At 72.8% G+C, this 25,547-nt stretch carries 20 protein-coding genes and 1 pseudogene; 9 read left to right on the forward strand and 12 right to left on the reverse strand.

Features of this window, described 5'->3' with window-relative positions:
* Window positions 1-12 precede the first annotated feature (12 nt).
* Window positions 13-975 (reverse strand): GlxA family transcriptional regulator, encoded by a 963-nt coding sequence (locus ACTYVM_RS23280; RefSeq protein ID WP_445527801.1) that lies wholly within the window; start codon window positions 973-975, stop codon window positions 13-15.
* Window positions 976-1,169: 194 nt separating this feature from the next.
* On the opposite strand from ACTYVM_RS23280, the gene ACTYVM_RS23285 reads away from it, so the two are divergent.
* Window positions 1,170-3,551: a Tex family protein gene (locus ACTYVM_RS23285; RefSeq protein ID WP_445527802.1), complete on the forward strand. Its 2,382-nt coding sequence runs from the start codon at window positions 1,170-1,172 to the stop codon at window positions 3,549-3,551.
* 504 nt (window positions 3,552-4,055) lie between these two features.
* Here the strand turns inward: ACTYVM_RS23285 and ACTYVM_RS23290 are convergent.
* On the reverse strand, window positions 4,056-5,711 hold the full coding sequence (locus ACTYVM_RS23290) for an ABC-F family ATP-binding cassette domain-containing protein (protein WP_445527803.1): 1,656 nt from the start codon (window positions 5,709-5,711) through the stop codon (window positions 4,056-4,058).
* Between the two features lie 36 nt (window positions 5,712-5,747).
* Window positions 5,748-6,384, reverse strand: a pseudogene (locus ACTYVM_RS23295) (oxidoreductase); the annotation flags it as partial.
* Window positions 6,385-6,558: 174 nt separating this feature from the next.
* Here ACTYVM_RS23295 and ACTYVM_RS23300 point away from each other — a divergent pair.
* Window positions 6,559-7,494 carry an FAD-dependent oxidoreductase gene (locus tag ACTYVM_RS23300; RefSeq protein WP_445527920.1) on the forward strand — a complete coding sequence of 312 codons (936 nt, stop codon included), beginning with the start codon at window positions 6,559-6,561 and terminating at the stop codon, window positions 7,492-7,494.
* Between the two features lie 219 nt (window positions 7,495-7,713).
* Window positions 7,714-9,207, forward strand: coding sequence for a M1 family metallopeptidase (locus tag ACTYVM_RS23305; protein WP_445527804.1), 1,494 nt, complete (start codon window positions 7,714-7,716; stop codon window positions 9,205-9,207).
* Between the two features lie 33 nt (window positions 9,208-9,240).
* On the opposite strand, the gene ACTYVM_RS23310 is transcribed toward ACTYVM_RS23305, so the two are convergent.
* Both ACTYVM_RS23310 and ACTYVM_RS23315 read right to left on the reverse strand, forming a co-directional pair.
* Entirely contained in the window at window positions 9,241-9,720 is a 480-nt protein-coding gene (locus ACTYVM_RS23310; RefSeq protein WP_445527805.1) for a macro domain-containing protein, read from the reverse strand.
* Between the two features lie 41 nt (window positions 9,721-9,761).
* Complete coding sequence (locus ACTYVM_RS23315; RefSeq protein ID WP_445527806.1) at window positions 9,762-11,228, reverse strand: amino acid permease; 1,467 nt, start codon at window positions 11,226-11,228, stop codon at window positions 9,762-9,764.
* Between the two features lie 240 nt (window positions 11,229-11,468).
* Here ACTYVM_RS23315 and ACTYVM_RS23320 point away from each other — a divergent pair, with 240 nt between their 5' ends.
* Window positions 11,469-12,233: a MerR family transcriptional regulator gene (locus ACTYVM_RS23320; RefSeq protein ID WP_445527807.1), complete on the forward strand. Its 765-nt coding sequence runs from the start codon at window positions 11,469-11,471 to the stop codon at window positions 12,231-12,233.
* Window positions 12,234-12,241: 8 nt separating this feature from the next.
* Here the strand turns inward: ACTYVM_RS23320 and ACTYVM_RS23325 are convergent, their stop codons facing one another.
* From ACTYVM_RS23325 to ACTYVM_RS23335, 3 genes are all read right to left on the reverse strand, one after another.
* Window positions 12,242-14,437: a 3-hydroxyacyl-CoA dehydrogenase NAD-binding domain-containing protein gene (locus ACTYVM_RS23325; RefSeq protein ID WP_445527808.1), complete on the reverse strand. Its 2,196-nt coding sequence runs from the start codon at window positions 14,435-14,437 to the stop codon at window positions 12,242-12,244.
* Window positions 14,438-14,487: 50 nt separating this feature from the next.
* Window positions 14,488-15,702, reverse strand: coding sequence for an acetyl-CoA C-acetyltransferase (locus ACTYVM_RS23330; RefSeq protein ID WP_400031334.1), 1,215 nt, complete (start codon window positions 15,700-15,702; stop codon window positions 14,488-14,490).
* Window positions 15,703-15,800: 98 nt separating this feature from the next.
* Window positions 15,801-16,994 carry a CaiB/BaiF CoA transferase family protein gene (locus ACTYVM_RS23335; protein WP_445527809.1) on the reverse strand — a complete coding sequence of 398 codons (1,194 nt, stop codon included), beginning with the start codon at window positions 16,992-16,994 and terminating at the stop codon, window positions 15,801-15,803.
* A gap of 242 nt (window positions 16,995-17,236) precedes the next feature.
* On the opposite strand from ACTYVM_RS23335, the gene ACTYVM_RS23340 reads away from it, so the two are divergent.
* Window positions 17,237-18,415, forward strand: coding sequence for a saccharopine dehydrogenase family protein (locus ACTYVM_RS23340; RefSeq protein WP_445527810.1), 1,179 nt, complete (start codon window positions 17,237-17,239; stop codon window positions 18,413-18,415).
* Between the two features lie 149 nt (window positions 18,416-18,564).
* Here ACTYVM_RS23340 and ACTYVM_RS23345 read toward each other — a convergent pair whose 3' ends face one another.
* Both ACTYVM_RS23345 and ACTYVM_RS23350 read right to left on the reverse strand, forming a co-directional pair.
* Entirely contained in the window at window positions 18,565-19,266 is a 702-nt protein-coding gene (locus tag ACTYVM_RS23345) for an endonuclease V (protein ID WP_445527811.1), read from the reverse strand.
* Window positions 19,267-19,356: 90 nt separating this feature from the next.
* Window positions 19,357-19,683, reverse strand: a complete 327-nt coding sequence (locus tag ACTYVM_RS23350) for a plasmid stabilization protein (protein ID WP_400031325.1) — start codon at window positions 19,681-19,683, stop codon at window positions 19,357-19,359.
* Window positions 19,684-19,923: 240 nt separating this feature from the next.
* On the opposite strand from ACTYVM_RS23350, the gene ssgD reads away from it, so the two are divergent.
* The gene (gene ssgD / locus ACTYVM_RS23355) at window positions 19,924-20,340 is read left to right on the forward strand and encodes a spore wall synthesis regulator SsgD (protein WP_445527812.1); all 417 of its coding nucleotides are present in this window, start codon (window positions 19,924-19,926) and stop codon (window positions 20,338-20,340) included.
* 9 nt (window positions 20,341-20,349) lie between these two features.
* Here ssgD and ACTYVM_RS23360 read toward each other — a convergent pair whose 3' ends face one another.
* The gene (locus ACTYVM_RS23360) at window positions 20,350-21,021 is read right to left on the reverse strand and encodes a GOLPH3/VPS74 family protein (RefSeq protein WP_445527813.1); all 672 of its coding nucleotides are present in this window, start codon (window positions 21,019-21,021) and stop codon (window positions 20,350-20,352) included.
* A 309-nt stretch (window positions 21,022-21,330) separates the two neighbouring features.
* On the opposite strand from ACTYVM_RS23360, the gene ACTYVM_RS23365 reads away from it, so the two are divergent.
* The 3 genes from ACTYVM_RS23365 to ACTYVM_RS23375 all read left to right on the forward strand — a co-directional run bounded on the left by ACTYVM_RS23365 (window position 21,331) and on the right by ACTYVM_RS23375 (window position 25,049).
* Window positions 21,331-22,956 carry an ABC-F family ATP-binding cassette domain-containing protein gene (locus tag ACTYVM_RS23365; RefSeq protein WP_445527814.1) on the forward strand — a complete coding sequence of 542 codons (1,626 nt, stop codon included), beginning with the start codon at window positions 21,331-21,333 and terminating at the stop codon, window positions 22,954-22,956.
* Between the two features lie 103 nt (window positions 22,957-23,059).
* Complete coding sequence (gene ddaH / locus ACTYVM_RS23370; protein ID WP_445527815.1) at window positions 23,060-23,836, forward strand: dimethylargininase; 777 nt, start codon at window positions 23,060-23,062, stop codon at window positions 23,834-23,836.
* Window positions 23,837-24,074: 238 nt separating this feature from the next.
* Window positions 24,075-25,049: an acyl-ACP desaturase gene (locus ACTYVM_RS23375; RefSeq protein ID WP_445527816.1), complete on the forward strand. Its 975-nt coding sequence runs from the start codon at window positions 24,075-24,077 to the stop codon at window positions 25,047-25,049.
* Here ACTYVM_RS23375 and ACTYVM_RS23380 read toward each other — a convergent pair whose 3' ends face one another.
* Window positions 25,050-25,316 (reverse strand): WhiB family transcriptional regulator, encoded by a 267-nt coding sequence (locus ACTYVM_RS23380; RefSeq protein WP_400031312.1) that lies wholly within the window; start codon window positions 25,314-25,316, stop codon window positions 25,050-25,052.
* Window positions 25,317-25,547: the final 231 nt, after the last annotated feature.

A 25,547-nucleotide genomic window follows, 5' to 3' on the forward strand; every position in this document is an offset into this window, starting at 1 on the left:
CTCCGTCGGGTGTCAGGTGGTGGCGGAAGCGGGGCGGAACCTGCGCCGGTACTCGGCCGGGGCGGCGCCCAGCGCCTTGACGAACGCGCGCCGCATGGCCTCCGGCGTGCCGTAGCCGCTGGCACGGGCGACCTCCTCGACACCGTCGGCGGTGTCCTCGAGGAGCCGGCGGGCGTGTTCGAGGCGGACCCGGTCGACGTAGCGGCCGGGGGTCGTGCCGGTCTCCGCACGGAAGGCGCGGGCGAAGTGGCGCGGCGAGAGGCGGGCACGGGCGGCGAGCGCTTCCACGGACAGGTCGTCCGCCGGATGCTCGGTGATCCACTGCTGTACGTCCCGCAGGGGCTCGCGCCGGGCCGTCTGGGCGGCGAGCTGGGCGCTGAACTGGGCCTGGTTGCCGGGCCGGCGCAGAAAGACCACCAGGTGGCGGGCGACGCTCAGCGCGACCTCGCGGCCGAGGTCCTCCTCGACGAGCGCGAGGGCCAGGTCGATGCCGCAGGTCACGCCGGCCGAGGTCGCCACGTGCCCGTCGCGCACCCAGACCGGGTCGGCGTCGACCTCGACGGCGGGATGGTCGCGGGCGAGCTTTGCGCAGTACGCCCAGTGGGTCGTGGCCCGAAGGCCGTCCAGCAGGCCCGCCTCGGCCAGCAGGATCGCGCCGGTGCACACCGAGACCAGGCGCGCGGCGCCCGGCCCGTGCCCGCGGATCCAGTCGACCAGACGCGGATCCGGCCGGCGGGTGCCCTCCCCGCCGGGCACGAGCAGGGTGTGCGGCGCGGGCGCCTCGGCGAGCGGGGAGTCCGGTGCCAGAGTCAGACCGCTGGAACTGCGGACGGGGCCGCCGTCCAGGGAGGCCGTGTGGATGCGGTACGTCCCCGGTAGGTGCCGGTCGGCACCGGCGAAGACCTCCACCGGGCCGGTGACGTCGAGGCTCTGGACGCCGTCGAAGAGGACGACGAGAACGGTTCGCTGCGCCATGCGACCGATTCTTCGCCGCCCGGATGATGGCCGCAATGACAGGTCTCCCACCTTTCCTGCCACGCCCCCTCCGTCACCACCGATGCCGTGAGTGACGGTGGTTCGCCTCGCCGGACGGCGCCCTGCGGCCCGGATGTCCGTGGGGCCTGCCACAATTGCGGCGCACACCGGAGTGGAGAAGGCGGTACGGGATCGTGACGACACCCCTCACAGCGTCCATCGAGGGCAGGATCGCCGAGGAGCTCGGCGTACGGGAGCGGCAGGTCAAGGCCGCCGTGGAGCTGCTGGACGGCGGTTCGACGGTGCCCTTCATCGCCCGCTACCGCAAGGAGGCGACCGAGATGCTCGACGACGCGCAGCTGCGCACCGTCGAGGAGCGGCTGCGCTATCTGCGGGAACTGGAGGAGCGGCGGACGGCGATCCTGGAGTCGGTGCGCGAGCAGGGCAAGCTCACCGACGAACTCGAGGCACGGATCCGCGGCGCCGAGACCAAGGCGCGTCTTGAGGACGTCTACCTGCCGTACAAGCCGAAGCGGCGGACCAAGGCGCAGATCGCCCGGGAGGCGGGCCTGGAGCCGCTGGCCGAGGGCCTGCTCGGTGATCCGTCCGTGGAGCCGCTCGCGGCGGCGGCCACCTTCGTCGACGCGGACAAGGGCGTCGCCGATCCGCAGGCGGCCCTGGACGGCGCGCGGGCGATCCTCACCGAGCGGTTCTCGGAGGACGCCGACCTGATCGGCGAGCTGCGCGAGCGCATGTGGGGGCGCGGGCGGCTGGCCGCCAAGGTGCGGGAGGGCAAGGAGGAGGCGGGCGCGAAGTTCGCCGACTACTTCGACTTCGCCGAGCCGTTCACCGAGCTGCCCTCGCACCGGATCCTGGCGATGCTGCGCGGGGAGAAGGAGGAGGTCCTCGACCTCGTCCTGGAGCCGGAGGAGCCGGTGGACGGCCCGTCGTCGTACGAGGGGATCGTGGCCCACCGCTTCCAGATCGCCGACCGCGGCCGGCCCGCCGACAAGTGGCTGCAGGACACGGTCCGCTGGGCCTGGCGCACCCGGGTCCTCGTCCACCTGGGCATCGACCTGCGCCTGCGGCTGCGCACGGCCGCGGAGGACGAGGCGGTGAACGTGTTCGCGGCCAACCTGCGCGACCTGCTGCTGGCCGCGCCGGCCGGCACCCGCTCGACCCTCGGCCTGGACCCCGGGTTCCGCACGGGCGTGAAGGTCGCCGTGGTCGACGCGACCGGCAAGGTCGTCGCCACCGACGTCGTCCACCCGCACGTGCCGGCCAACCGGTGGGACGAGGCCGTCGCCAAGCTGGCCCGGCTGGCCAAGGAGCACGCGGTCGAGCTGATCGCGATCGGCAACGGCACCGCGTCCCGGGAGACCGACAAGCTCGCCGCCGACGTCATCGCCAGGCACCCGGACTTGAAGCTCACCAAGGTGATGGTGTCGGAGGCGGGCGCGTCGGTGTACTCGGCGTCGGCGTACGCCTCGCGGGAGCTGCCCGACATGGACGTGTCGCTGCGCGGCGCGGTGTCCATCGCGCGCCGGCTCCAGGACCCGCTGGCCGAACTGGTCAAGATCGACCCCAAGTCGATCGGCGTCGGCCAGTACCAGCACGACCTGTCCGAGGTGAAGCTGTCCCGCTCCCTCGACGCGGTGGTCGAGGACTGTGTGAACGGCGTCGGCGTGGACGTGAACACGGCGTCCGTGCCACTGCTCGCGCGCGTCTCCGGCGTCACCTCGTCGCTCGCGGAGAACATCGTGGCGCACCGGGACGCCAACGGGCCGTTCACCTCGCGGGGGCAGCTGAAGAAGGTCTCGCGGCTGGGTCCGAAGGCCTACGAGCAGTGTGCGGGCTTCCTGCGGATCCGCGGCGGCGACGACCCGCTGGATGCCTCCAGCGTGCACCCCGAGTCGTACCCCGTGGTCCGCCGGATGGTGAAGACCACGGGCCAGGAGGTGGCCTCGCTGGTCGGCAACACCGGGGTGCTGCGCTCACTCAGGGCGGCCGACTTCGTGGACGACACGTTCGGTCTGCCGACGGTGAGCGACATCCTGCGGGAGCTGGAGAAGCCCGGGCGCGACCCGCGGCCGGCGTTCAGGACGGCCACCTTCAAGGAGGGCGTCGAGAAGATCGCCGACCTGTCGTCCGGGATGGTCCTGGAGGGCGTGGTGACGAACGTGGCGGCCTTCGGCGCGTTCGTCGACGTCGGCGTCCACCAGGACGGTCTGGTGCACGTCTCGGCCATGTCGAAGCAGTTCGTGAAGGATCCGCGCGATGTCGTCAAGCCCGGCGACATCGTCAAGGTGAAGGTGCTGGACGTCGACATCCCGCGCAAGCGGATCTCGCTGACGCTGCGTCTGGACGACGAGGCGGCGGCGCAGGACCGTCAGGGGCAGGGCGACGGCGGTGAGCGGCGCCGGCGCGGCGGCCGTCCGCCGCAGCAGCGCCAGGGCCGCGGCGGCGGTGGCGGTGGCGGTGGCGGCTCCCGCCAGGCGCCCCCGCCCGCCAACAGCGCGATGGCCGACGCCCTGCGCCGCGCGGGCCTGCTCGACCCGAAGAACGCCCGCCGCTGACCCGTCCGCCTTCTGGGCTCGCCCCTCGCCGGTGGGCGAGCCCGGGGGCAGGTCGGCCATGGACGGACCGTTGACCGCCGACAGTCGCCCACCGCTGGTGGCACACCGTTGACGGGCCGGTGCGGGTGGTTCGTCGGGGGGCCGGTGGCGGTGGGGCGCTGGTGTCGCGACAGGCGACGTTCGCCCGCCGCGGCACTAGTGTGGCGGGTGCTGGCCCGGGAGGAGTTCGGAGTGGGGGCGTGGGGTCGCGCCCGGGGGCGGCGGGCCTGGCTCGAAGGCGGCGTTGGGCAGCCCCGTTCGCATCACGGCCTCGAGTTGGCTGTGTATGGCCGTGGCCGCGTCGCGCACGCGCGCGGGCACGTCGCCTCGCTCGGCTACGAGTTGGTGATAAATGGGGGCGTCTTGGAACATGGGAGACCATGCCTTCCGATCTGCGGTTTCGTTCCGCTGGGCAACGGTGACCGAGTGTAAGACCCCGCTTCGGAGCGCTTACCGCGGGTCCGGCTAAGGCAGCAGGCCCTGGCGCTCCGTCACCTTGCCCCCGGCGACCTCCAGTCGGCGGGTGACGCGTACCGCGTCGAGCATGCGGCGGTCGTGGGTGACCAGCAGCAGGGTGCCCTGGTAGGAGTCCAGCGCCGACTCCAGTTGCTCGATGGCCGGCAGATCCAGGTGGTTGGTGGGCTCGTCCAGGACCAGGAGGTTGACGCCCCTGCCCTGGAGGAGGGCGAGCGCGGCCCGGGTCCGCTCGCCCGGCGAGAGCGTCTCGGCGGGACGCGTCACATGGTCCGCCTTGAGACCGAACTTGGCGAGCAGCGTCCGCGCCTCCACCGGCTCGGTGTCCGGCACCGCCGCACAGAAGGCGTCCAGCAGGCACTCGGGCCCGTGGAAGACGCGGCGGGCCTGGTCGACCTCGCCGACCAGCACGCCGGAACCCAGCGCCGCGTGCCCGGCGTCCACCGGAATCCAGCCGAGCAGCGCGGCCAGCAGCGTCGACTTGCCCGCGCCGTTGGCGCCCGTGACCGCCACCCGGTCCGCCCAGTCGATCTGGAGGGACACCGGGCCGAGCACGAAGCCGCCCCGGCGCACCTCCGCGTCCCGGAGCGTGGCGACGACCGCGCCCGACCGCGGGGCCGACGCGATCTCCATGCGCAGCTCCCACTCCTTGCGGGGCTCCTCGACGACCTCGAGGCGTTCGATCATGCGCTGGGTCTGGCGGGCCTTCGCCGCCTGCTTCTCACTGGCCTCGCTGCGGAACTTGCGGCCGATCTTGTCGTTGTCGCCGCCCGCCCTGCGCCGGGCGTTCTTCACGCCCTTGTCCATCCAGGCGCGCTGCATCTGGGCCCGGTCCTGGAGGGCGGCCCTCTTGTCGGCGTACTCGTCGTAGTCCTCGCGGGCGTGCCGGCGGGCCACGTCCCGCTCCTCCAGATAGGCCGCGTATCCGCCGCCGTAGAGGTTGATCTGCCGCTGGGCAAGGTCGAGTTCGAGGACCTTGGTGACGGTGCGGGTGAGGAACTCGCGGTCGTGGCTGACGACGACCGTCCCGGCGCGCAGGCCGGTCACGAACCGCTCCAGGCGCTCCAGGCCGGCCAGGTCGAGGTCGTTGGTCGGCTCGTCGAGCAGGAAGACGTCGTAGCGGGACAGCAGCAGCGAGGCGAGTCCGGCGCGGGCCGCCTGTCCGCCCGAGAGGGACGTCATCGGCTGGTCGAGGCCGACGGCCAGGCCGAGCGAGTCGGCGACCTCCTCGGCGCGCTCGTCGAGGTCGGCGCCGCCGAGGCCGAGCCACCGCTCCAGGCTGCTCGCGTACGCGTCGTCCGCGCCCGGCGCTCCCTCGACCAGGGCCTGCGTGGCCTCGTCCATCACCCGCTGGGCCTCGGACACCCCGGTCCGGCGGGCCAGGAACTCCCGCACGGTCTCCCCGGGCCTGCGCTCCGGCTCCTGGGGAAGGTGCCCGACGCTCGCCGCCGGCGGGGACAGCGTGACCTCGCCCTGTTCCGGGGTGCTCACCCCGGCGAGCATCCTGAGCAGCGTGGACTTGCCCGCGCCGTTGGCGCCGACCAGCCCGATCACGTCCCCGGGCGCGACGACGAGGTCCAGTCCGGCGAACAGCGCGCGGTCGCCGTGCCCGGCGGCGAGGTTCTTGGCAACGAGGGTGGCAGTCATCAGAGGACCGATCCTAACGGCCGTGTCCGGCCGTGCTCAGCGCGCCGTCGCCGTCACCAGTACCGCGCCCGACGCCCGCGCCACCAGGAAGGACTCCCCCCTTCACCGCCCTGGCGTCCAGCACCAGGCGGTGCCGGCCCGGCTCCAGGACGCCGTTGAAGACCTCCCGGGTGTGCGTGCGGTGGAGCCGGTCGAGGCGGTGGGCGGTGATCCGGACCCGGCAGGCGGAGCCGACCTCGACCTCCGCCGTGCCGTCGGCGGCCACCGGCCGGGTCAGCCGTCGTCGCTCCACCGGACCGCGGTCCAGGGCGTGTTCGATCTGGGCGACCAGGAGCGGAACGACCGGGGCCAGGCCGTCGACGTAGGTCACGTCGGCGCCCGCGCGCTCGACAGCGCCCCGGACGGCGGCGCGTTCGAGCGGACCGATCGCCCGGCCGAAGGCGACGGCGCCGTACTGGCGCAGTTCGTCGGGGTGGACGGCGTGCACGTCGCGGGTGATGTCGGCGCCGACGCCGATGGTGCGCAGGGCGGCGGCGAGCCTGGCGAGGACGGCGGCCCGGGCCCCGACGAGCAGCACCCGGCGGCGGGGCGCGGGGCCGCCGCCGTCCAGCAGGGCGCCCAGCGCCGCGCGGTACTCGGCGCCGTCGAAGCGGAACGGGCCGGGGAGCTGGTGACCGCCGTCGGCGAGGAGTTCCCCGGGACGTGTCGCCGGGGCCAGGCCGAAGGTCGTGTACTCGGCAGGCATGCCGTGAGCATTCCCGGCCCTGGGGCGGGATGAGCACGGTGTGCGTCTTCCGCTACCGTGCGCTGCGTGGACAGCTGCGTGGACAGTGGACCGGGTACCGACGTGGTGGTGGTCGGCGGCGGCGTCATCGGGCTGACGACGGCCCTCGTGCTGGCCGAGCGCGGCCGGCGGGTGCGGGTGTGGACGCGGGAGCCGGCCGAGCGGACGACGTCGGCGGTCGCCGGCGCGCTGTGGTGGCCGTACCGGATCGAGCCGGAGTCGCTCGTCGGGGAGTGGTCGCTCGAATCCCTCGCGGTGTACGAGGAGTTGGCCGCGCGCCCCGACGAGACGGGCGTACGCCTCGTCGAGGGCGTGCACGGCGGGACGCGGCTCGACTCGCTGGGGCCGTGGGCGGCGCGGGTGCCCGGTCTGCGCCCGGCGCACGCCGGGGAGTGGGCGGCGGGCCCGGCGCTGTGGGCGCGGCTTCCGCTGATCGACATGCCGGCTCATCTGCCGTGGCTGCGGGAGCGGTTGACCGCGGCGGGCGGAGTCGTGGAGGAGCGGGGCGTGACGGATCTGGCGGCGGTCGACGCCCGGGTGGTCGTGAACTGCACCGGCCTCGGCGCCCGTGAGCTGGTTCCCGATCCCGCGATGCGTCCCGTACGTGGTCAGCTCGTCGTCGTGGAGAACCCGGGGATCACGACGTGGCTGACGTCCGTGGACCCGGCCTCGGAGTCCCCCGTCTACGTCTTCCCGCAGCCGGACGGACTCCTCCTCGGCGGCACGGCCGAGGAGGACGACTGGTCGCTGACGCCCGACCCGGCGGTGGCCGCGCGGATCGTCGAGCGGTGCGCGGCCCTGCGGCCGGAGATCGCAGGGGCGCGGGTGCTGGCGCACCGGGTCGGGCTGCGGCCGTCCCGGCACGCGGTGCGGCTGGAGCGCGAGGAGCTGCCGGGCGGGCGGGTGCTGGTGCACAACTACGGCCACGGCGGGGCGGGGGTCACCGTGGCCTGGGGCTGCGCGCGCCGGGCGGCCGGGCTGGCGTACCCGGCCGCCTGAGCGGGCGGGGTGCGTTCCGGTCCGTCCCCGGGGGCCCGTGGGCGGTCACCGGCGTGCGCGGGGCGGCCGGACGCACCTGGCCGGAAAGGCCCCCGAACATGCGCCGCTCATGACGGCCGAATGACGATCGTGTGACCGCGGTGGGCATGGACACGCCCGTGACCACCGGGACTCAATAGGCTCCGAACGAACCTCGTGCCCCTACGACTTGGAGCTGACGTGCACCGCAGACTGATCGCGCCGGGCGCACTGGCGGCGGCCGTCCTGCTGCTGGCGATCCCGGCATCGGCCGCGAGCCACTCCCCCGGCGCACCGGGCATCGGCGACCCCTACTACCCGTACTACGGCAACGGCGGATACGACGTCTCCCACTACGACCTCAGGCTGAAGTACCAGCCGGCCACGGACGAGCTGGAGGGCACGGCGACGATCGAGGCGCGGACCACGCAGGACCTGTCCAGCTTCGACCTGGACTTCCTGCTGGACGTCAGCGAGGTGCGGGTCAACGGCACCACGGCCGCCTTCGTCACCTCCGGCGAGCACGAACTGGTGATCACCCCGAAGCAGCCGCTGGCCGAGGACACGCCGATCACGGTGGTGGTCCGCTACAGCGGGGTGCCGTCCACGAAGAGCGCGTACGGCTTCACCACCTGGCACCGCACCCCCGACGGCGGGATCGCGGCGGACGAGCCGGAGGCGGCCTGGTGGTGGTTCCCGAGCAACGACCACCCGAGTGACAAGGCCACCTACGACGTGTCGGTGGCCGTGCCGGACGGCACGCAGGTGATCTCCGGCGGCACCCTCCGGTCGACCAGCTCGCAGCTCGGCTGGACCCGCTACAACTGGCGCCAGGACAAGCCGCAGGCCACCTACCTGGCCACGCTCGCGATCGGGAAGTTCGACATCACGACGGGCACCTCGCAGGACGGCGTCCCCGTCCTCAACGCCTACAGCAGGGACCTCGGCGACAACGCCGGGGCGGCGCGCGCGAGCGTGGAGCGCACCGGGGAGATCGTCGACTGGCTGAGCGGCTGTTTCGGGCCGTATCCGTTCGGCTCGGCCGGCGGCTATGTGCCGAACACGACGACCGGGTACGCGTTGGAGACGCAGACCCGCGTGTACTACAGCCCGAAGCAGTTCGCGAACGGCTCCAACACGTCTGTCGTCGTGCACGAGCTGGCCCACCAGTGGTACGGCGACAGCGTGTCGCTCAAGGGCTGGAAGGACATCTGGATCAACGAGGGCTTCGCGCGCTACGCCCAGTGGCTGTGGTCCGAGCACGAGGGTGAGGGCACCGCGCAGGAGCTGGCGGACTGGGTGTACGCCTCGCACCCCGCCGACGACCCCTTCTGGACGGTCGCGCCGGGCGACCCGGGTCCGGACGACCAGTTCGACGCCGCGGTCTACGACCGGGGCGCGCTCGCCGTCCAGGCGCTGCGCAACGAGATCGGCGACCGGGCGTTCTTCGCCCTGCTGAAGGGCTGGCCGAAGAAGTACGCCTACGGCAACGCCTCCGTGGCCGACTTCCAGAAGTACGCCGAGCAGGTCTCGGGCAGGCCGCTCGCGGCCCTGTTCGACACCTGGCTGTTCCAGCCGTCCAAGCCGGCCGCCCCCGCGGCGCACGCGGTGTCCTTGGCGAAGACGTCGGCGGCTCCCGCTGAGCCGAGGTCGTGGAAGAAGATCGAGGCGACGAACGACGTGCACACGAGGTGACCCACGGCCGGGCGGTCCACCGGCCGCCCGGCCTCACCCCTCGACGTCGTACACCGTCACCGCGATCCCCCGCCGCACCAGCCGCTCCTCGATCAGCGGCTCGACCCGGTCCCACCTGCCGCCGGCCAGGCCGCAGCCTATGCGGGGCATGTGGACGGACGCGCCGAGTTCCACGACGCGTCCGGCGAGCCGCCCCAGCGCCGTGCCGATCGCCTCGTACCGCACGGGCACGCCCCTGCCGCCCCTCCGGATGCCGTGCTGGCCGATCATGTTGGCCACCCACAGGTCCCGGTCGACCGGGACGAGCTGGACGGCGCCCAGGCCGAAGTCGTTCGCCGCCCGGTCCCGGTGCCAGGCGCGGTAGGCGGCCTCCGGCTCCGGCCAGCGCCGCGACAGGGCCAGGACGAACCCCTTCCCCCAGCCACCGAGGTCGTTGGCGACGTGGGCGATCACCTTGGCGCCCTCGCCCGACGGCCTGGTGGCGTCGCCTCGGATATACGTGATCTCCGACATGACGCCACGGTACGAGGGGGCACTGACAGTGGAGTGGGGCGTCAGTCCACGAGGTCGGAGAGTTCGCGGTCGGCCGTGCGGGCGACGCGGCGGCGGACGGCGAACCAGCCGGTGACGAGCAGGACCGCGATCACCGGGATCAGCAGGAGGGTCTTGCGGCCCACGTCCGGGTCGTTCCACATCAGGCCCAGGCAGGCCAGCAGGAAGGCGATCGTGGCGATCTCGGTGACCGGGCTGCCGGGGAGGCGGAAGTGCGGGCGGGTGACCCGGCCGTCCCGGGCGCGGCGGACGAAGACCAGGTGGCAGACCATGATGATCACCCAGGTGCTGACGATGCCGAGGGAGGCGACGTTCAGCACGATCTCGAAGGCCTGGCTGGGCACGAGGTAGTTCAGGCCGACGCCGAGCACGCAGACCGCGCTGGTCAGCAGGATGCCGCCGTAGGGGACCTGGCTGCGGCTCATCACGCCGGTGAACCGGGGCGCGGAGCCCGCCGTGGCCATGGAGCGCAGGATGCGGCCGGTGGAGTACAGGCCGGAGTTCAGGGACGACATGGCGGCCGTGAGGACCACGAGGTTCATGATGTCGCCGGCCGCCGGGACGCCGATCTTCGACAGGACCGTGACGAACGGGCTCTCCCCGGCCGAGTAGACCGAGCCGGGCAGCAGCAGGGCCAGCAGGACGACGGAGCCGACGTAGAACAGGCCCACGCGCCACATGATGGAGTTCACGGCGCGCGGGACGACCTTCTCCGGCTCGGCGGTCTCGCCGGCGGCGACACCGACCAGTTCCAGGGCGGCGTACGCGAAGATCACACCCTGCATCACCAGGACGACCGGCATCGTGCCGTGCGGCAGCAGGCCGCCGTGGTCGGTGATCATGTTCAGGCCGGGGGTGTGCCCGTCGACGGGGTGCCGCGTGGCCAGCAGGAAGACGCCGATCAGCATGAAGCCGACCAGGGTGGCGACCTTGACGATGGCGAACCAGAACTCCATCTCGCCGAAGATCTTCACCGAGATCAGGTTCACGGTGAGGACCACGGCGAGGGCGACCAGCGCGAGCACCCACTGCGGGACGGACGTGAACATGCTCCAGTAGTGCGTGTAGAGCGCGATCGCCGTGATGTCGGCGATACCGGTCGTCGACCAGTTCAGGAAGTACATCCAGCCGGCGACGTAGGCGCCCTTCTCACCGAGGAACTCGCGCGCGTACGACACGAAGGATCCGGACGAGGGCCGGTACAGGACCAGCTCGCCCAGCGCCCGGACGACGAAGAACGCGAAGACGCCGCACACGAGGTAGGCCAGCGCCAGCGCGGGGCCCGCGTTGTGCAGGCGACCGCCCGCTCCCAGGAAGAGTCCGGTGCCGATCGCCCCGCCGATGGCGATCATGTTGACGTGGCGGTGCTTGAGATCCTTGCTGTATCCGGCGTCGCCCGCGTCGGCGGGCGTCCCGGTCGCCTGGGTGTGGGGGGCGACCTGGGTCGTGTGCGCGGATTCCTTGCTCACGGGTGGTTCCACTCTCTGGTGCCCGGGCGACGCGTGCCCGGGTGTCCGTACGTGTTGCGGCCCGCACCACCCATGATCGCGGTACAGACCAGAACAGCAGGTTCCCAGGACGTTCGGCCTCCCTGCGATGGCGGACGTCACAGAGCGGGACTTCTCACACGACCTTCGCTTATCGGTCACGCCCCGCACACCGGCAGGTCAGGGCTTTCACAGCATCGGTGAGACAGCGATACTGCTGCGATGACGACCGACTCCGACGAGCCGACCCTCACGATCGACGAGCTGGCCGCGCGGGCCGGCGTCACGGTGCGCACGGTCCGCTTCTACAGCGGCCGCGGCCTGCTGCCGCCGCCGGTGCTCGGCCCGCGCCGGGTGGGCCGCTACGGCCCTGAGCACCTGGCGCGCCTGGCGCTGATCGAGGAGATGCAGCTGCGCGGCATGACGCTCGCCGCGATCGAGCGCCATCTGGGGCAGCTGCCGCCGGACCTCACCCCGCACGACCTCGCCATCCACCGCGCGGTGGTCGCGTCCTGGGCGCCGGACGCCGTGGAGTCGCTGACCCGGCGGGAGCTGGAGCGCCGGGCCGGCCGGCCGCTCGGCACTCAGGACGTCCGGCGGCTGGCCGCGATGAACGTCGTCGAGGCCGACGGCGAGTCCTTCCGGGTGGACTGCGGTCTGCTGCGGCTCGGTGTGGAACTCCTCGACGTGCCCCTGTCCCAGGAGACGATCCTCGCCGCCCGTACGGTGCTGACCGAGCACGCGCGCACGGCCGCCCACGAGCTGTCGAAGCTGCTGCGCGACGCCGTCGCCGAACGCGACACCCGGGACGTGAGGTCCCTGTCCGCCCACATGCACCCTCTGGTGGTGCAGGCCCTGCTCACCACCTTCCAGCGCTCGCTGAAGGAGGAGCTGCGGGCCTGGCTGGACACGGATCCGGACGCGGCCGGAGCGCAGCGCCCCCGGGGAGCCGGTCCCCGGGGAGCGCAGGAGCCGCCGTCCGGCTGAACGGCTCGTCAGCGCGCGTCGGTGAAGGTCTCCCCCTTCTCCGCCTTCGCCACGAGCAGCGCCGGCGGGGTGAACCGCTCGCCGTAGCGCTCGGCGAGTTCCCGGGCGCGGGCCACGAAGCCGGGCAGGCCGGTCCCTGCCCCGGCGCCGCCGTCGTAGCCGTTGATGTACTGGAGCACGCCGCCGGTCCAGCCCGGGAAGCCGATGCCGAGGACCGAGCCGATGTTGGCGTCGGCGACGGAGGTCAGGACGCCCTCCTCCAGGAGCCGGACCGTGTCGAGCGCCTCGGCGAAGAGCATGCGCTCCTGCATGTCGCGGAACGGGATCTCGTACCCCGGCTTCCCGAAGTGCTCGCGCAGGCCGGGCCAGAGTCCGGTGCGGGAGCCGTCCTCGCCGTAGTCGTAGAAGCCGGCGCCGCCGCTGCGGCCCGTGCGGCCGAACGCGTCGACCATGCGGTCGACGACCGCGTCCGCGGGGTGGGGGGTCCAGGTGCCGCCCGCCTCCTCCACCGCCCGCCGCGACTCGGCCCGGATCTTCCGGGGCAGCGTGAGGGTCAGCTCGTCCATCAGGGACAGCACCTTGGCCGGGTAGCTCGCCTGGGCCGCCGCCTGTTCCACCGACGCGGGCTCGATGCCCTCGCCGACCATGGCCACGCCCTCGTTGATGAACTGGCCGATGACCCGGGAGGTGAAGAAACCGCGCGAGTCGTTCACGACGATCGGGGTCTTGTTGATCTGCCGCACCAGGTCGAAGGCGCGGGCCAGCGCCTCGTCGCCGCTGCGCTCGCCCTTGATGATCTCGACCAGGGGCATCTTGTCCACGGGGGAGAAGAAGTGCAGCCCGATGAAGTCGGCCTGGCGCTCCACGCCCTCGGCGAGCAGGGTGATCGGCAGGGTGGAGGTGTTGGAGCACAGCAGCGCGTCCGGCGCGACGACCTGCTCGATCTCCTGGAACACCTTGTGCTTGAGCGCCGGGTCCTCGAAGACGGCCTCGATCACCGCGTCGCAGCCCGCGAGGTCGGCGACCTCCGCGGTGGGCGTGATGCGGGCGAGCACCGCGTCCGCCTTCTCCTGGCTGGTACGGCCCTTGGCGACGGCCTTGGCGCACAGCTTCTCGGAGTAGCCCTTGCCCTGGGCGGCCGCGTCCGGGGACACGTCCTTCAGGACGACCTCGATGCCCGCGCGGGCGCACGCGTAGGCGATGCCCGCGCCCATCATCCCGGCGCCGAGGACGGCCACCTTGCGGACCTGGCGGGGTTCGATCCCCTGGGGCCGGCTGGCGCCGGAGTTGACGGCCTGGAGGTCGAAGAAGAACGCCTGGATCATGTTCTTCGAGGTCTGCCCGGCGGCCAGTTCCACGAAGTAGCGGGCCTCGATGACCTGGGCGGTCTCGAAGTCGACCTGGGCGCCCTCGACGGCTGCGGCCAGGATGTTGCGCGGGGCCGGGTAGGGGGCGCCGTTGGTCTGCTTGCGCAGGTTGGCCGGGAAGGCGGGCAGGTTGGCGGCGAACTTCGGGTTCGCCGGGGTGCCGCCCGGGATGCGGAAGCCGGGCTTGTCCCAGGGCTGTGCCGACTCCGGGTTGGCGTCGATGAAGGCGCGCGCCTTGGCCAGCAACTCCTCCGGGGAGGCGGCCACTTCGTCGACGAGCCCGTTCTCCTGGGCGCGCCGGGCGTTGTACTGGGTGCCCTGGAGCAGCACCTTGAGCAGGGCGTCGGTGATGCCCAGCAGCCGTACGGTGCGGACGACCCCGCCGCCGCCGGGGAGGAGGCCGAGGGTCACCTCGGGGCAGCCGATCCTGGTACCGGGGGTGTCGAGCGCGATCCGGTGGTGGCAGGCCAGGGCGAGTTCGTAACCGCCGCCCAGGGCCGCGCCGTTGATCGCGGCGACGACCGGCTTGCCCAGGGTCTCGATGCGGCGCAGGTTCCGCTTGAGCGCGAGGCCGCCGTCGAACAGGTCCTGCGCGGTGTCCGGGGTGACCCGGATCAGGTCGCGCAGGTCGCCGCCCGCGAAGAAGGTCTTCTTCGCGGAGGTGAGGATGACGCCGCGGACGGAGTCCTGCTCCGCCTCCAGCCGGTCGGCGACGGCGGCGAGGGAGTCGCGGAACGCCTGGTTCATGGTGTTCGCGGACTGGTTCGGGTCGTCGAGGACGAGGGTGACGACGCCGGTGTCGTCCTGCTCCCAGCGGATGGTGGTGCTCTCGGTCATGTCGGGGTCTCCGTTGAAGTCTGGGTTCTGAGGGAGCCGCTGGGGGCGGGTCAGACGCGCTCGACGATCGTGGCGACGCCCATGCCGCCGCCGACGCAGAGGGTCGCGAGGCCGTAGCGCTTGTCCTGGCGCTCCAGTTCGTCCACGAGGGTGCCGAGGATCATCGCGCCGGTGGCGCCGAGCGGGTGGCCCAGCGCGATGGCGCCGCCGTTGACGTTGACCTTGTCCAGGGACAGGCCCATGTCCTTCGCGAAGCGCAGCACGACCGCCGCGAACGCCTCGTTGATCTCGACGAGGTCGATGTCGTCGATGGTCAGGCCGGCCTTGGCGAGCGCCTTGCGGGTGGCGGGCGCGGGCCCGGTGAGCATGATGGTGGGCTCGGAGCCGGAGACGGCGGCGGAGATGATCCGCGCGCGGGGGGTCAGGCCGTACCGCTCGCCGACCTCGCGGGAGCCGACGGCGACGAGCGAGGCGCCGTCCACGATGCCGGAGGAGTTGCCCGCGTGGTGGACGTGGTCGATCTTCTCCACCCAGTGGTACTTCTGCAGGGCGACGGCGTCGAAGCCGCCCAGCTCGCCGATGTCCGCGAAGGACGGCTTGAGCTTCGCGAGGGAGTCGGCGGTGGTGCCGGGGCGGGGGTGCTCGTCGCGGTCGAGGACGACGAGCCCGTTGCGGTCCCTGACCGGGACGACGGAGCGGTCGAAGCGGCCCTCCTTCCAGGCGGTGACCGCGCGCTCCTGGGACAGGGCGGCGTACTCGTCGACGTCCCGCCGGGAGAAGCCCTCGATGGTGGCGATCAGGTCGGCGCCGATGCCCTGGGGCACGAAGTTGACGGCGAGGTTGGTCATCGGGTCGTTGAACCAGGCGCCCCCGTCGGAGGCCATCGGCACCCGGGACATCGACTCGACGCCGCCCGCGAGGACCAGGTCCTCCCAGCCGGAGCGCACCTTGGCGGCGGCCAGGTTGACGGCTTCCAGGCCGGAGGCGCAGAAGCGGTTCTCCTGCACACCGGCCACCGTGTCCGGCAGTCCCGCGGCGACGGCGGCGATCCGGGCGATGTCGGAGCCCTGGTCGCCGATCGGGCCGACGACGCCGAGCACGATGTCGTCGACGGCGGCCGGGTCGAGTCCGGGGAAGCGGTCGCGGATCTCGTGGATGAGGCCGACGACCAGGTCGATGGGCTTCGTGCCGTGCAGGGCGCCGTTGGCCTTGCCGCGCCCGCGCGGGGTGCGGATCGCGTCGTACACATACGCTTCGGTGCTCACTGACAAGCCTTTCGACGAGGGTGGTGTCCTGGGGACGGGGGGAGGAGCCGGGTCGGGCCGGGGGGTGGGTCCGGGGGCGGGTCGCGGTCGTGGGTCCGTCAGGAGCGGTCCTCCCCGTCCTCGCCGTACTCGTGCTCCCCGTCCCCGTGCTCCCCGTCCTCGTCCTCCAGGAGCGCGGGCAGGTCCCAGTCGCGGGCCACGTCCGCCGTGCCGGCGCCGGGCAGGGCGGGGCCTGCGCGCACGGCGGTGGGGGTGGCCGAGAAGCGGGGTGCGGGGGCGGGCTGGGTGAGGCCGGCGTGCTCCGTGAAGGTGCCGCGGGCGGCGAGGTGCGGGTGGTGCGGGGCCTCGCGCAGGGACAGCACGGGGGCCACACAGGCGTCGGAGCCCTGGAAGACGGTGGTCCACTCCTGCTGGGTGCGGGACTTGAAGCGGGCGGCGACGGCCTCGCGCAGTTCCCCCCAGCGGGCAAGGTCGGTACGGGCCCCGGCGTGCTCCTCCAGACCGAGCAATGCGGTGAACTCGTCGTAGAACCGCTGCTCCAGGGCGCCGACCGCCATGTAGCGGCCGTCCGCAGTCTCGTAGGTGCCGTAGTACGGGCAGCCGCCGTCCAGGAGGTTGGCACCGCGGCGGTCCTGCCAGGCGTCGGCGGCGAGCATGCCGTGGATCATCGCGGAGAGGTGGGCGGTGCCGTCGACGATCGCGGCGTCCACGACCTGGCCGGTGCCGGTCGCGCGCGCGTGGTGCAGTGCGGCGAGGACACCGACCACGAGGTAGAGGGAGCCGCCGGCGTAGTCGCCGAGGAGGTTGGCGGGGACGGCCGGGGGCGTGCCCGGTTCGCCGATCATGCCGAGGGTGCCGGTCACCGCGATGTAGGCGATGTCGTGTCCCGCGCGCGGGGCGAGCGGTCCGTCCTGGCCCCATCCGGTCATACGGGCGTAGACCAGCCGCGGGTTGCGGGCGTGGCAGGCCCCGGGGCCGACGCCGAGGCGCTCGGCGACACCGGGGCGGTAGCCCTCGATGAGGACGTCGGCGCGGGCGGCGAGGTCGAGGACGCGTGCGGGGCCGGCCGGGGACTTGAGGTCGACGACCACCGAGCGCTTGTTGCGGTTGGTGAGGTCGTGGGCGGGGTCGATGCCCAGTCCCCCGCCGCCGGGGCGGTCCACCCGGACGACGTCGGCGCCCAGGTCGGCCAGGAGCATCGCGGCGAAGGGGCCGGGGCCGATGCCGGCCAGTTCGACCACGCGCACACCGGTCAGCGGGCCCTGCCGACCCGCCGCCTCTGCCGTCGCCATCAGGTCCCCTCACTGTGACACAACTGATGTAACACCGATGATGCTAAGAACGTGTTCCAGTGGATACAAGCCCTCGGCGAGCAAGCGCTCAGCCCGGCGTACCGAAGACGTACCCGGCGGCCTCGTGGCCGTATCCCGCAGCGCCGGACCGTCACCCCCGGGACCTCGCCCGCCGGACCGCGCACCCCTCACGCTAGCCTCGGCCACGCACAGCGGCGCGGGCTGCGAGAGCGAGGAGTGTCATGAGCAGGCTGAAAGACTCCGACCGTCCGTACGACGTCGTCCTCTTCGGAGCCACGGGCTTCGTGGGGGCGCTCACCGCCGAGTACCTCGCCGCGCACGCCCCCGAGGGGCTGCGCTGGGCGATCGCCGGCCGCAGCGAGGAACGGCTGAGGGAACTGCGCGAGCGGCTGCCCTCGGGTGCGTCCGTCGGAGTGCTGCGCGCCGACGTGGCCGACCCGGACTCCCTGCGCGACCTCACCCGGCAGGCTCGCGTGCTGGCCACCACCGTGGGCCCGTACGCGGACGCGGGCGAGGAACTCGTCGCCGCCTGCGCCGACAGCGGCACGGACTACCTGGACCTGTGCGGCGAACCCGAGTTCGTGGACCTGGTGTACGTCCGGCACGACGCACGCGCGCGCGAGACCGGGGCGCGCCTGGTGCACGCCTGCGGCTTCGACTCCGTCCCGGCCGACCTGGGCGTGTACTTCACCGTCCGGCAACTGCCGGAGGGCGTACCGCTGACCGTGGACGGGTTCGTCCGGGCTGACGCCGCCGTCTCGGGTGGGACCCTCGCGTCGGCGCTCGGCCAGTTCGCCCGTCCGCTGCGGATACGGGCCGCGGCGCGGGACCGCGCACGGCACGAGCCGCGGCTGCTGGGGCGGCGGGCGGCCGCTCCGACAGGGGCGCCGCGGTTCGCCGGGGAGGTGGGCGCCTGGGCGGTGCCGCTGCCGACCATCGACCCGCAGATCGTGCGGCGCTCCGCGCGCGTGCTGGAACGTTACGGCCCCGACTTCCGCTACCGCCACTACGCGGCCGTGCGGCACCTGCCGGTCGCGGTGGGCGGCGCCGCGGCCCTCGGCGCGGTCATGGCCGCCGCCCAGCTGCCGCCCGCCCGGCGCTGGTTGTCCGGACGGCTGCGTCCCGGTGAGGGGCCGAGCGAGGAGAAGCGGGCCAGGAGCTGGTTCTCGCTGCGGTTCGTGGGCGAGGGCGGCGGACGGCGGGTGTTCACCGAGGTCGCGGGCGGCGACCCCGGGTACGGCGAGACGGCGAAGATGTTCGCCGAGGCGGCGCTCTCGCTGGCCCTGGACGACCTCCCGCCGACGGCGGGCCAGGTCACCACGGCGGTGGCCATGGGCGACGCCCTCGTCGACCGCCTGCGCCGGGCGGGCATCACGTTCCGGATCGCGACGAGCCGCTAGGTCCTGTCGTCAAACTCCCGTCGTCCGCCCGGAGGGCGGGCCTCGCGGCGTCAGGTGCGTGCTCTGGGGGTCCCCCCTGCTCGAAGAGCTTGGGGGAGCGTGCCGGGCGTCGCGGCGGGGCAAACGTTGCCTGTCGCGGCACCAGGTGTCTATTGGCCTGGGGCCGTCGCCTCGCGCAGGGCGCGGCGGCACAGGGCGTCGGCGCGGCGGGTCGTCTCCGGGAGGCGGTAGGCCGGGGTGAGGGCGAGGGTGTGGGCGCAGGCGTTGTCCAGGGTCACCCGGTGGCCGACGGAGACGAAGACCGGCTTGACGCCGTCCCGGGTGCGCAGGGCCCGGCCGACCTCGTCAGGGCCCGCGAGCAGCGGGGAGGCGCTGCCGCGCGGGGTGTCCGGGTCCTCGTGGGTGAAGGTGAACGGGTTCTTGGCGACGCCGATCGTCGGCAGTCCGGTCAGCACACCGAGGTGGCTCGCCAGTCCGAAGCGCCGCGGGTGGGCCAGGCCGTAGCCGTCGCAGACGACGAGGCCGGCCGCGACGGGCAGGGCGTCCAGCGCGGCGAGCACGGTGGGGATCTCGCGGAAGGCCAGCAGTCCGGGCACGTACGGGAAGGAGATCCGCCCCACGGCGGTGGTCTCGGCGACGGTGCGCAGGGTGGCCGCGTCCAGGACGACGGCCGCCGCCGCGACGAGGTCCCGCTCGTCGTCGTAGGCGACGTCGACCCCCGTGACGTGGCCCGTCCCGGGCGGCGGCCCCGGCTCGTCCCGCACCACCCGTCCGCGCAGCTCGTCCTGGACGGCGCGGGCTTCCTCCTCGGTGGCGGGCCAGCCCTCGGGCACGCGTACGGTCGTCGTCATGGTGGCCGAGCGTACGGCCTCGCGCAGTCGGTACGGCGAACGGGCCCGCGTTCCTGACCGGACGCGGGCCCGCCGGGCACGGCGCGGGGGTCAGCCTTTGCCCAGGGCCTGCCGCAGCTGCTGCTTGTTCATGTCCGACCGGCCATGGATGTTGCGCCGCTTGGCCTCCTCGTAGAGCTGGTCGTAGGTGGGCCCCTCGGAGCCCCGGCCCGAGCGCTGACCGCCCCGCCTGCCGGAGGACATGTCCTGGGTGGAGGTGCGGCCGGCGGTCTTCGACTCGCCGCTGCGGGCGCGCTCCTTGTTCACCGTGCGCGCGGCGATCTCCCTGGCGCGTTCGGTACCCTCCCCCCGGTCCTGGGCGCTCTGCTTGATGTGCTCGTACTGGCGCTCGCGCTTGGAACTGGAACCGCGTGGCATGCCGTTCACTTCCTCTCTGTGCAAGGAACGGATACCCGCAATTCTGGATTGATTCGCCATATCGGGCGATATCCAGTCCCCCAGTCGAGCGACACGGGATTCGCGTCACTCACAGGAATGAACGCGGTGACGCAGGTCACTCTCTCCTCGTGTGCACGGATCGGCGACTTCCGTCGTCTCTTCCAGTGCACGGCCTCATCCGCCCGGAGGTTCGTCCAGCCGTCACAAGGGAGCAAGGCCTTGTCCACTGTCATCGAGCAGTCCGTGGAGGCGCGCCTGGTCTCCGCCACGCCACGGATGCACAGCATTCCCGCCACGCTGCACTACGACCGGCGCGACCCGTTCGCCGTCCGTATGTCCTTCCCGGCCCCGGCCACCCTCGAAGGCGTCGAGGTCTGCTGGCTCTTCGCCCGTGACCTGCTGACGGCCGGCCTGCGGGAGGCCGAGGGCCAGGGCGACGTGCGGGTGCGGCCGTACGGGTACGACCGCACCGTCCTGGAGTTCCACGCCCCCGAGGGCACGGCCGTGGTGCACGTCCGCAGCGGTGAGATACGACGCTTCCTGGAGGCCACGCGCGAACTGGTGCCGCTCGGTCTGGAACACCTCCAGCTCGACCTGGACCACGATCTCGCGGAGCTGATGCGGGACGCCTGCTGACCGCCCCGCTCAGCCTCCCGCCGCGGCGGACGCCGCCGCGGCCGTCATGACCACCGCCGCGCTCACCTCGCGCACCACCTTGCGCAGCGCGGGGGCCGCGGCTCCGCTGCGCTCGGTCAGCTCCTCGACGCGCTGCTTGTGGCGCCTGCGCTCCTTGGCGGGCACCACGGTGCGCAGTTCGGCGGCGGCCGCGAGGGCGACGACGGCCGCGTCGCGCTCGGAGACCTCCGCGGCCGGCAGCGGGCCCTCCAGCGCCCGGCGGGCCTCCTCCCGCAACGCGTCCACGACGGCGACGCGCTCCAAGGTGTAGGACACGGACGGAAGAACACCGAGCACCCGGCGCCGCTCGGCGCGCAGCACCCCCTCGGCGGCCAACTGCCCGCGCACGGCGTCGAGGGTGATCCGGGCGTGCAGCGTCACCCAGGTCTTCCAGCGGCGGGGCCGGGACTCCCGGACGAGTTCGAGCAGCCCGTCGAGCACCGGGTCGCCGGCTTCGGCGTCCAGGCCGGCCGGTGCGGCGACACCGTCGTCGTCGACCAGCAGCCCGCGCTGGGCCAGCTCGGTCAGGGCGCCGGCCTGGACCAGGTGGTGCAGCTGGGCGGTGCCGGTGATCTTCAGACGCTCGGTGTCCCAGGCCAGCAGGTAGAGGCGGGAGGGCAGCGAGAGCGAACCGTCGGGCACGGGGGACTCCTTCGGCGAGGGCTCGGACCCGCCCATTATTCCGTTGACAGGTGTCCCGGCCCCTCCTAGCGTTTGCAGCGGTCCTGTTGCCGCCGATTGGAGAAGGACGTTGCTCGTCTGAGGTCCTGAGGCACCGCGTCGCACCGGTCAGGTGTGTGCGTGGCGCGCGACCTCGGCGTCCGAGCCGTCCCGAAGGACATGGCCCAGGGCTCTTCTCCTGCCCCGTGGCCCCCTCCAGCACGGTGACCTCGCCCCGCGGTGTCTCACACGCGTCTGCCCCCTGACACCACCATCGATCGCGAGGCGTCCATGTCCTCATCCATCACCTGTACCTCCCTCTCCTTCGCCTGGCCCGACGGCAGTCCCGTCCTCACCGGCCTCGACCTCGCCTTCGGCCCCGGCAGGACCGGCCTGGTCGGCGTCAACGGTTCGGGAAAGTCCACTCTGTTGAAACTGATCGCCGGCGAGCTCGGACCGGTCGGCGGTACCGTCCGCGTCGCCGGCGAGGTGGGATACCTTCCGCAGAACGTCACGCTCGACACCGGGCTGCGGGTCGACGAGGCGCTCGGCATCGCCGCGCAGCGGGCCGCGCTGCACGCCATCGAGGCCGGCGACGTCGCCGAGGAGCACTTCGAGACGGTCGGCGACGACTGGGACGTGGAGGAGCGCGCCCTGGCCACCCTCGGCGAGCTCGGGCTCGGCCGCATCGACCTGGACCGCACCGTCGGCGAGGTCTCGGGCGGCGAGTCGGTGCTGCTGCGGCTGGCCGCGCTGCTGCTGCGCCGACCGGACGTGCTGCTCCTTGACGAGCCGACCAACAACCTCGACCTGTACGCGCGCCGCCGCCTGTGCTCGGCCGTCGAGTCCTGGCCGGGCGTGCTGGTCGTGGTCAGCCACGACCGCGAACTGCTGGAACTGGTCGACCAGATCGCCGACCTCAGCTCCGGCCGGGTCACCTGGTACGGCGGGAACTTCTCGGCGTACGAGGCGGCCCTCGCCCTGGAGCAGGAGGCGGCCGAGCGCATGGTGCGCGTCGCCGAGGCCGACCTGCGCAGGCAGCGGCGCGAACTGTCCGACGCCCAGGTCAAACTGGCCCGGCGCAAGCGGTACGGCCAGAAGATGTGGGACCAGAAGCGCGAGCCGAAGATCGTCATGGGCGCCCGCAAGCGCTCGGCGCAGGAGTCCGCGGGCAAGCACCGCATCATGCACGAGGAGCGGCTGGCCGAGGCGAGGGAGCGGCTCGACGAGGCGGTGGAGGCGGTACGGGACGACGACGAGATCCGCGTCGACCTCCCGTACACGGCGGTACCGCCGGGCCGTACCGTGCTCACCCTGCGGGATCTGGAACTCGCGTACGGCGCGCGCGTGGACGGAGGTCTGGACCTGCACGGTCCGGAGCGTGTCGCGCTGGTCGGGCGCAACGGCGCCGGCAAGACGACACTGCTGCGCACCGTCGCCGGGGAGCTGCCGCCGGTGGCGGGCGAGGTGGCCGCGCAGGTGCCGGTGCGGTTCCTGCCGCAGCGGCTGGACATCCTCGACGGCGAGCTGAGCGTGGCCGAGAACGTGGCCCGTCTGGCGCCGGGCGCCACCCACAACCGGATCCGGGCCCAGCTGGCCCGCTTCCTGTTCCGGGGCGCCCGCGCCGACCAGCAGGCGGCGACGCTGTCCGGCGGGGAACGGTTCCGGGCCACGCTGGCCGCGCTGCTGCTGGCGGAGCCCGCGCCGCAGTTGCTCATGCTCGACGAGCCGACCAACAACCTGGACATGGCGAGCGTGCGCCGGCTGACGACCGCCCTGGACTCCTACGAGGGCGCCCTGATCGTGGCCAGCCACGACCTGCCGTTCCTGGAGTCCGTCGGCATCACCCGCTGGCTGCTGCTGGAGGAAGGGGAACTGCGGGAAACCACCTGGGAGTCCCTCACGGATCCCGCCTAGGGCCGTGGGCTTTTGTCCGGGCGGGCGCCTGGCGCATGATGGCGGACCGGCGCGGTCACGGCCGCGCCGGTGCCCGCCCGTGCGCTGATCCGAAAGGCCCCTCGTGCCCAGTAAGAAGGCCCTCGTCCGCCGCCCCGGTCCGCGTCTCGCCGAAGGGCTGGTGACCCATGTCGAGCGGGAGAAGGTCGACGTCGCCCTCGCGGTGCGGCAGTGGGAGGCGTACGTCGAGGCGCTGCGCGGGCACGACTGGGAGACGGTCGAGGTCGAACCGGCCGACGACTGCCCCGACGCGGTGTTCGTGGAGGACGCCGTCGTCGTGTACCGGAACGTCGCCCTGATCACCCGCCCGGGCGCCCGGTCCCGGCGCGGCGAGACCGCCGGGGTGGAGCAGGCCGTGGCCCGTCTCGGCTGCTCGGTCAACTGGGTCTGGGAGCCGGGCACCCTGGACGGCGGGGACGTGCTGAAGGTCGGTGACACGGTCTACGTCGGCCGCGGCGGGCGCACCAACGCGGCCGGCGTGCAGCAGTTGCGGGCGGTGTTCGAACCGCTCGGGGCGCGGGTCGTGACCGTACCGGTGAGCAAGGTGCTGCACCTGAAGTCGGCGGTGACGGCGCTGCCCGACGGGACGGTCATCGGGCACATCCCGAAGGTGGACACGCCGTCGCTGTACCCGCGTTTCCTGCCGGTGCCGGAGGAGTCCGGCAGCCATGTGGTGCTGCTCGGCGGCAGCAGGCTGCTGATGGCGGCGAGCGCGCCGAAGACGGCGGAACTGCTGGGCGACCTCGGATTCGAGCCGGTCGTGGTGGACATCGGCGAGTTCGAGAAGCTCGAGGGCTGTGTGACCTGTCTCTCGGTACGGCTGCGGGAGTTGTACGTCTGACGAGGTGGACGGCGCCTGTCCCGGCCGCGGGACCTGCGCTGCTCCGGCGTGTCCGGGAGCCCGTCAACTCTTTTTCCGCAGCCGTCTGATCAGCCACCTTTACGACGAGCTTAACCTACGGATTCGTAACCTACGGATTCGTAGCCTACGATCCCGTAGGTTCCTGTGCACCGCTCGCCGGGCCCGTTCTCTTTCGTCTGCCCGCTCCCGTTTCCCCGCGCGTCCCCCTGGAGTTTCCGTGACCCTCACCTCCCCTCACCTCGGCAGCCAGTCCGCATGGACCGACGCGCGGCTGCTGTACGCGCTGGAGGAAGTGGTCGAGCAGGAGCTGAACCGGCATCTGAACGTCGCCAAGGACTGGATGCCGCACGAGTACGTGCCCTGGAGCGACGCCCGCAACTTCCCCGGTCTCTTCGAGGACGGCGAGGCCTGGGACAAGGAGCAGTCCAAGGTCACGGAGGTCGGCCGGATCGCCCTGGTGGTCAACCTTCTGACGGAGGACAACCTCCCCAGCTACCACCACGAGATCGCCACCCTGTTCGGCCGGGACGGCGCCTGGGGCACCTGGGTGCACCGGTGGACGGCCGAGGAGGGCCGGCACGGCATCGTGATGCGCGACTACCTGCTCGCCTCGCGCGCGGTCGACCCGGACAAGCTGGAGCAGTTCCGGATGGCGCACATGAGCGAGGGCTTCGAGTCCGACAACCGGCACTCGATGCTGCACTCGGTCGCGTACGTCGCCTTCCAGGAGCTCGCCACCCGCATCTCGCACCGCAACACCGGGCACCAGTCCGGGGATCCGGTCTGCGACCGCATGCTGGCGCGCATCGCGACCGACGAGAACCTGCACATGGTCTTCTACCGCAACCTGCTCAAGGCGGCGTTCGAGATCGCGCCCGACCTGACCATGCAGGCGGTGCGCGACGTGGTGGTCGACTTCCGCATGCCCGGCCACGGCATCCCCGGTTTCGAGCGGGCGGCGGCGCAGATGGCCATCGGCGGGGTCTACAACCTGCGCATCCACCACGACGACGTGCTCCAGCCGGTGCTGCGCTTCCTGAAGGTCCTGGAGATCGACGGCCTCGGTCCCGAGGGCCTGCGGGCGCAGGAGGAGCTGGGCCTGTTCATGGGCGGCCTGGACGCGGAGGCCGCGAAGTTCGACGAGCGGCTCGCCGCGCGCCGGGCACGGATGGCGGCGCGGGCCGGCGCCTGATCAGCCGTTGGCGCACGGGGCGGACCGCCCGGCCCGCCCGAGGGCCTGCCGTTCCTTCTCGGACAGGCCGCCCCAGACGCCGAAGCGCTCGTCGTTCGCGAGGGCGTACTCCAGGCAGGCCGAGCGCATCTCGCACATTCCGCAGATGCGCTTCGCCTCGCGCACCGAACTGCCCGGCTCGGGGAAGAAGAAGTCGGCCCCGGTCTCCGCGCACAGGGCCTGGTCCTGCCAGGCGATGCCGGCCGGAGTGGTCGTCTCGAAGTGCATGAACGGGATCGTGCCGGGTGGCGCGAAACATTCACTCAACACCGGATCAACGCGGGCGCGCACGGCCGCCCACCACCCCCGATGATGGCCTCAGACCCACCCCACCCGCACGGCGGCACGCGGAACACCACCCCGGAAACACAGCCGGACTCCACCGCCGCCCGGGGCCGCCGGTGCGGCGGGGCCGTCGTGTTGCGGCGGCGGTTGTCAGTGGGCGGTGACAGACTCGGC

The sequence above is a fragment of the Streptomyces cyslabdanicus genome (assembly GCF_052663305.1).

Coding starts and splice junctions, on each gene's coding strand:
- ACTYVM_RS23280 (WP_445527801.1), bottom strand. CDS start 975: ATGGCGCAGCGAACCGTTCTCGTCGTCCTCTTCGACGGCGTCCAGAGC.
- ACTYVM_RS23310 (WP_445527805.1), bottom strand. CDS start 9,720: ATGTCGGAGATCACGTATATCCGAGGCGACGCCACCAGGCCGTCGGGC.
- ACTYVM_RS23380 (WP_400031312.1), bottom strand. CDS start 25,316: ATGCACTTCGAGACGACCACTCCGGCCGGCATCGCCTGGCAGGACCAG.
- ACTYVM_RS23365 (WP_445527814.1), top strand. CDS start 21,331: ATGTCCTCATCCATCACCTGTACCTCCCTCTCCTTCGCCTGGCCCGAC.
- ACTYVM_RS23345 (WP_445527811.1), bottom strand. CDS start 19,266: ATGACGACGACCGTACGCGTGCCCGAGGGCTGGCCCGCCACCGAGGAG.
- ACTYVM_RS23290 (WP_445527803.1), bottom strand. CDS start 5,711: ATGACTGCCACCCTCGTTGCCAAGAACCTCGCCGCCGGGCACGGCGAC.
- ACTYVM_RS23350 (WP_400031325.1), bottom strand. CDS start 19,683: ATGCCACGCGGTTCCAGTTCCAAGCGCGAGCGCCAGTACGAGCACATC.
- ACTYVM_RS23335 (WP_445527809.1), bottom strand. CDS start 16,994: ATGGCGACGGCAGAGGCGGCGGGTCGGCAGGGCCCGCTGACCGGTGTG.
- ACTYVM_RS23325 (WP_445527808.1), bottom strand. CDS start 14,437: ATGACCGAGAGCACCACCATCCGCTGGGAGCAGGACGACACCGGCGTC.
- ACTYVM_RS23320 (WP_445527807.1), top strand. CDS start 11,469: ATGACGACCGACTCCGACGAGCCGACCCTCACGATCGACGAGCTGGCC.
- ACTYVM_RS23340 (WP_445527810.1), top strand. CDS start 17,237: ATGAGCAGGCTGAAAGACTCCGACCGTCCGTACGACGTCGTCCTCTTC.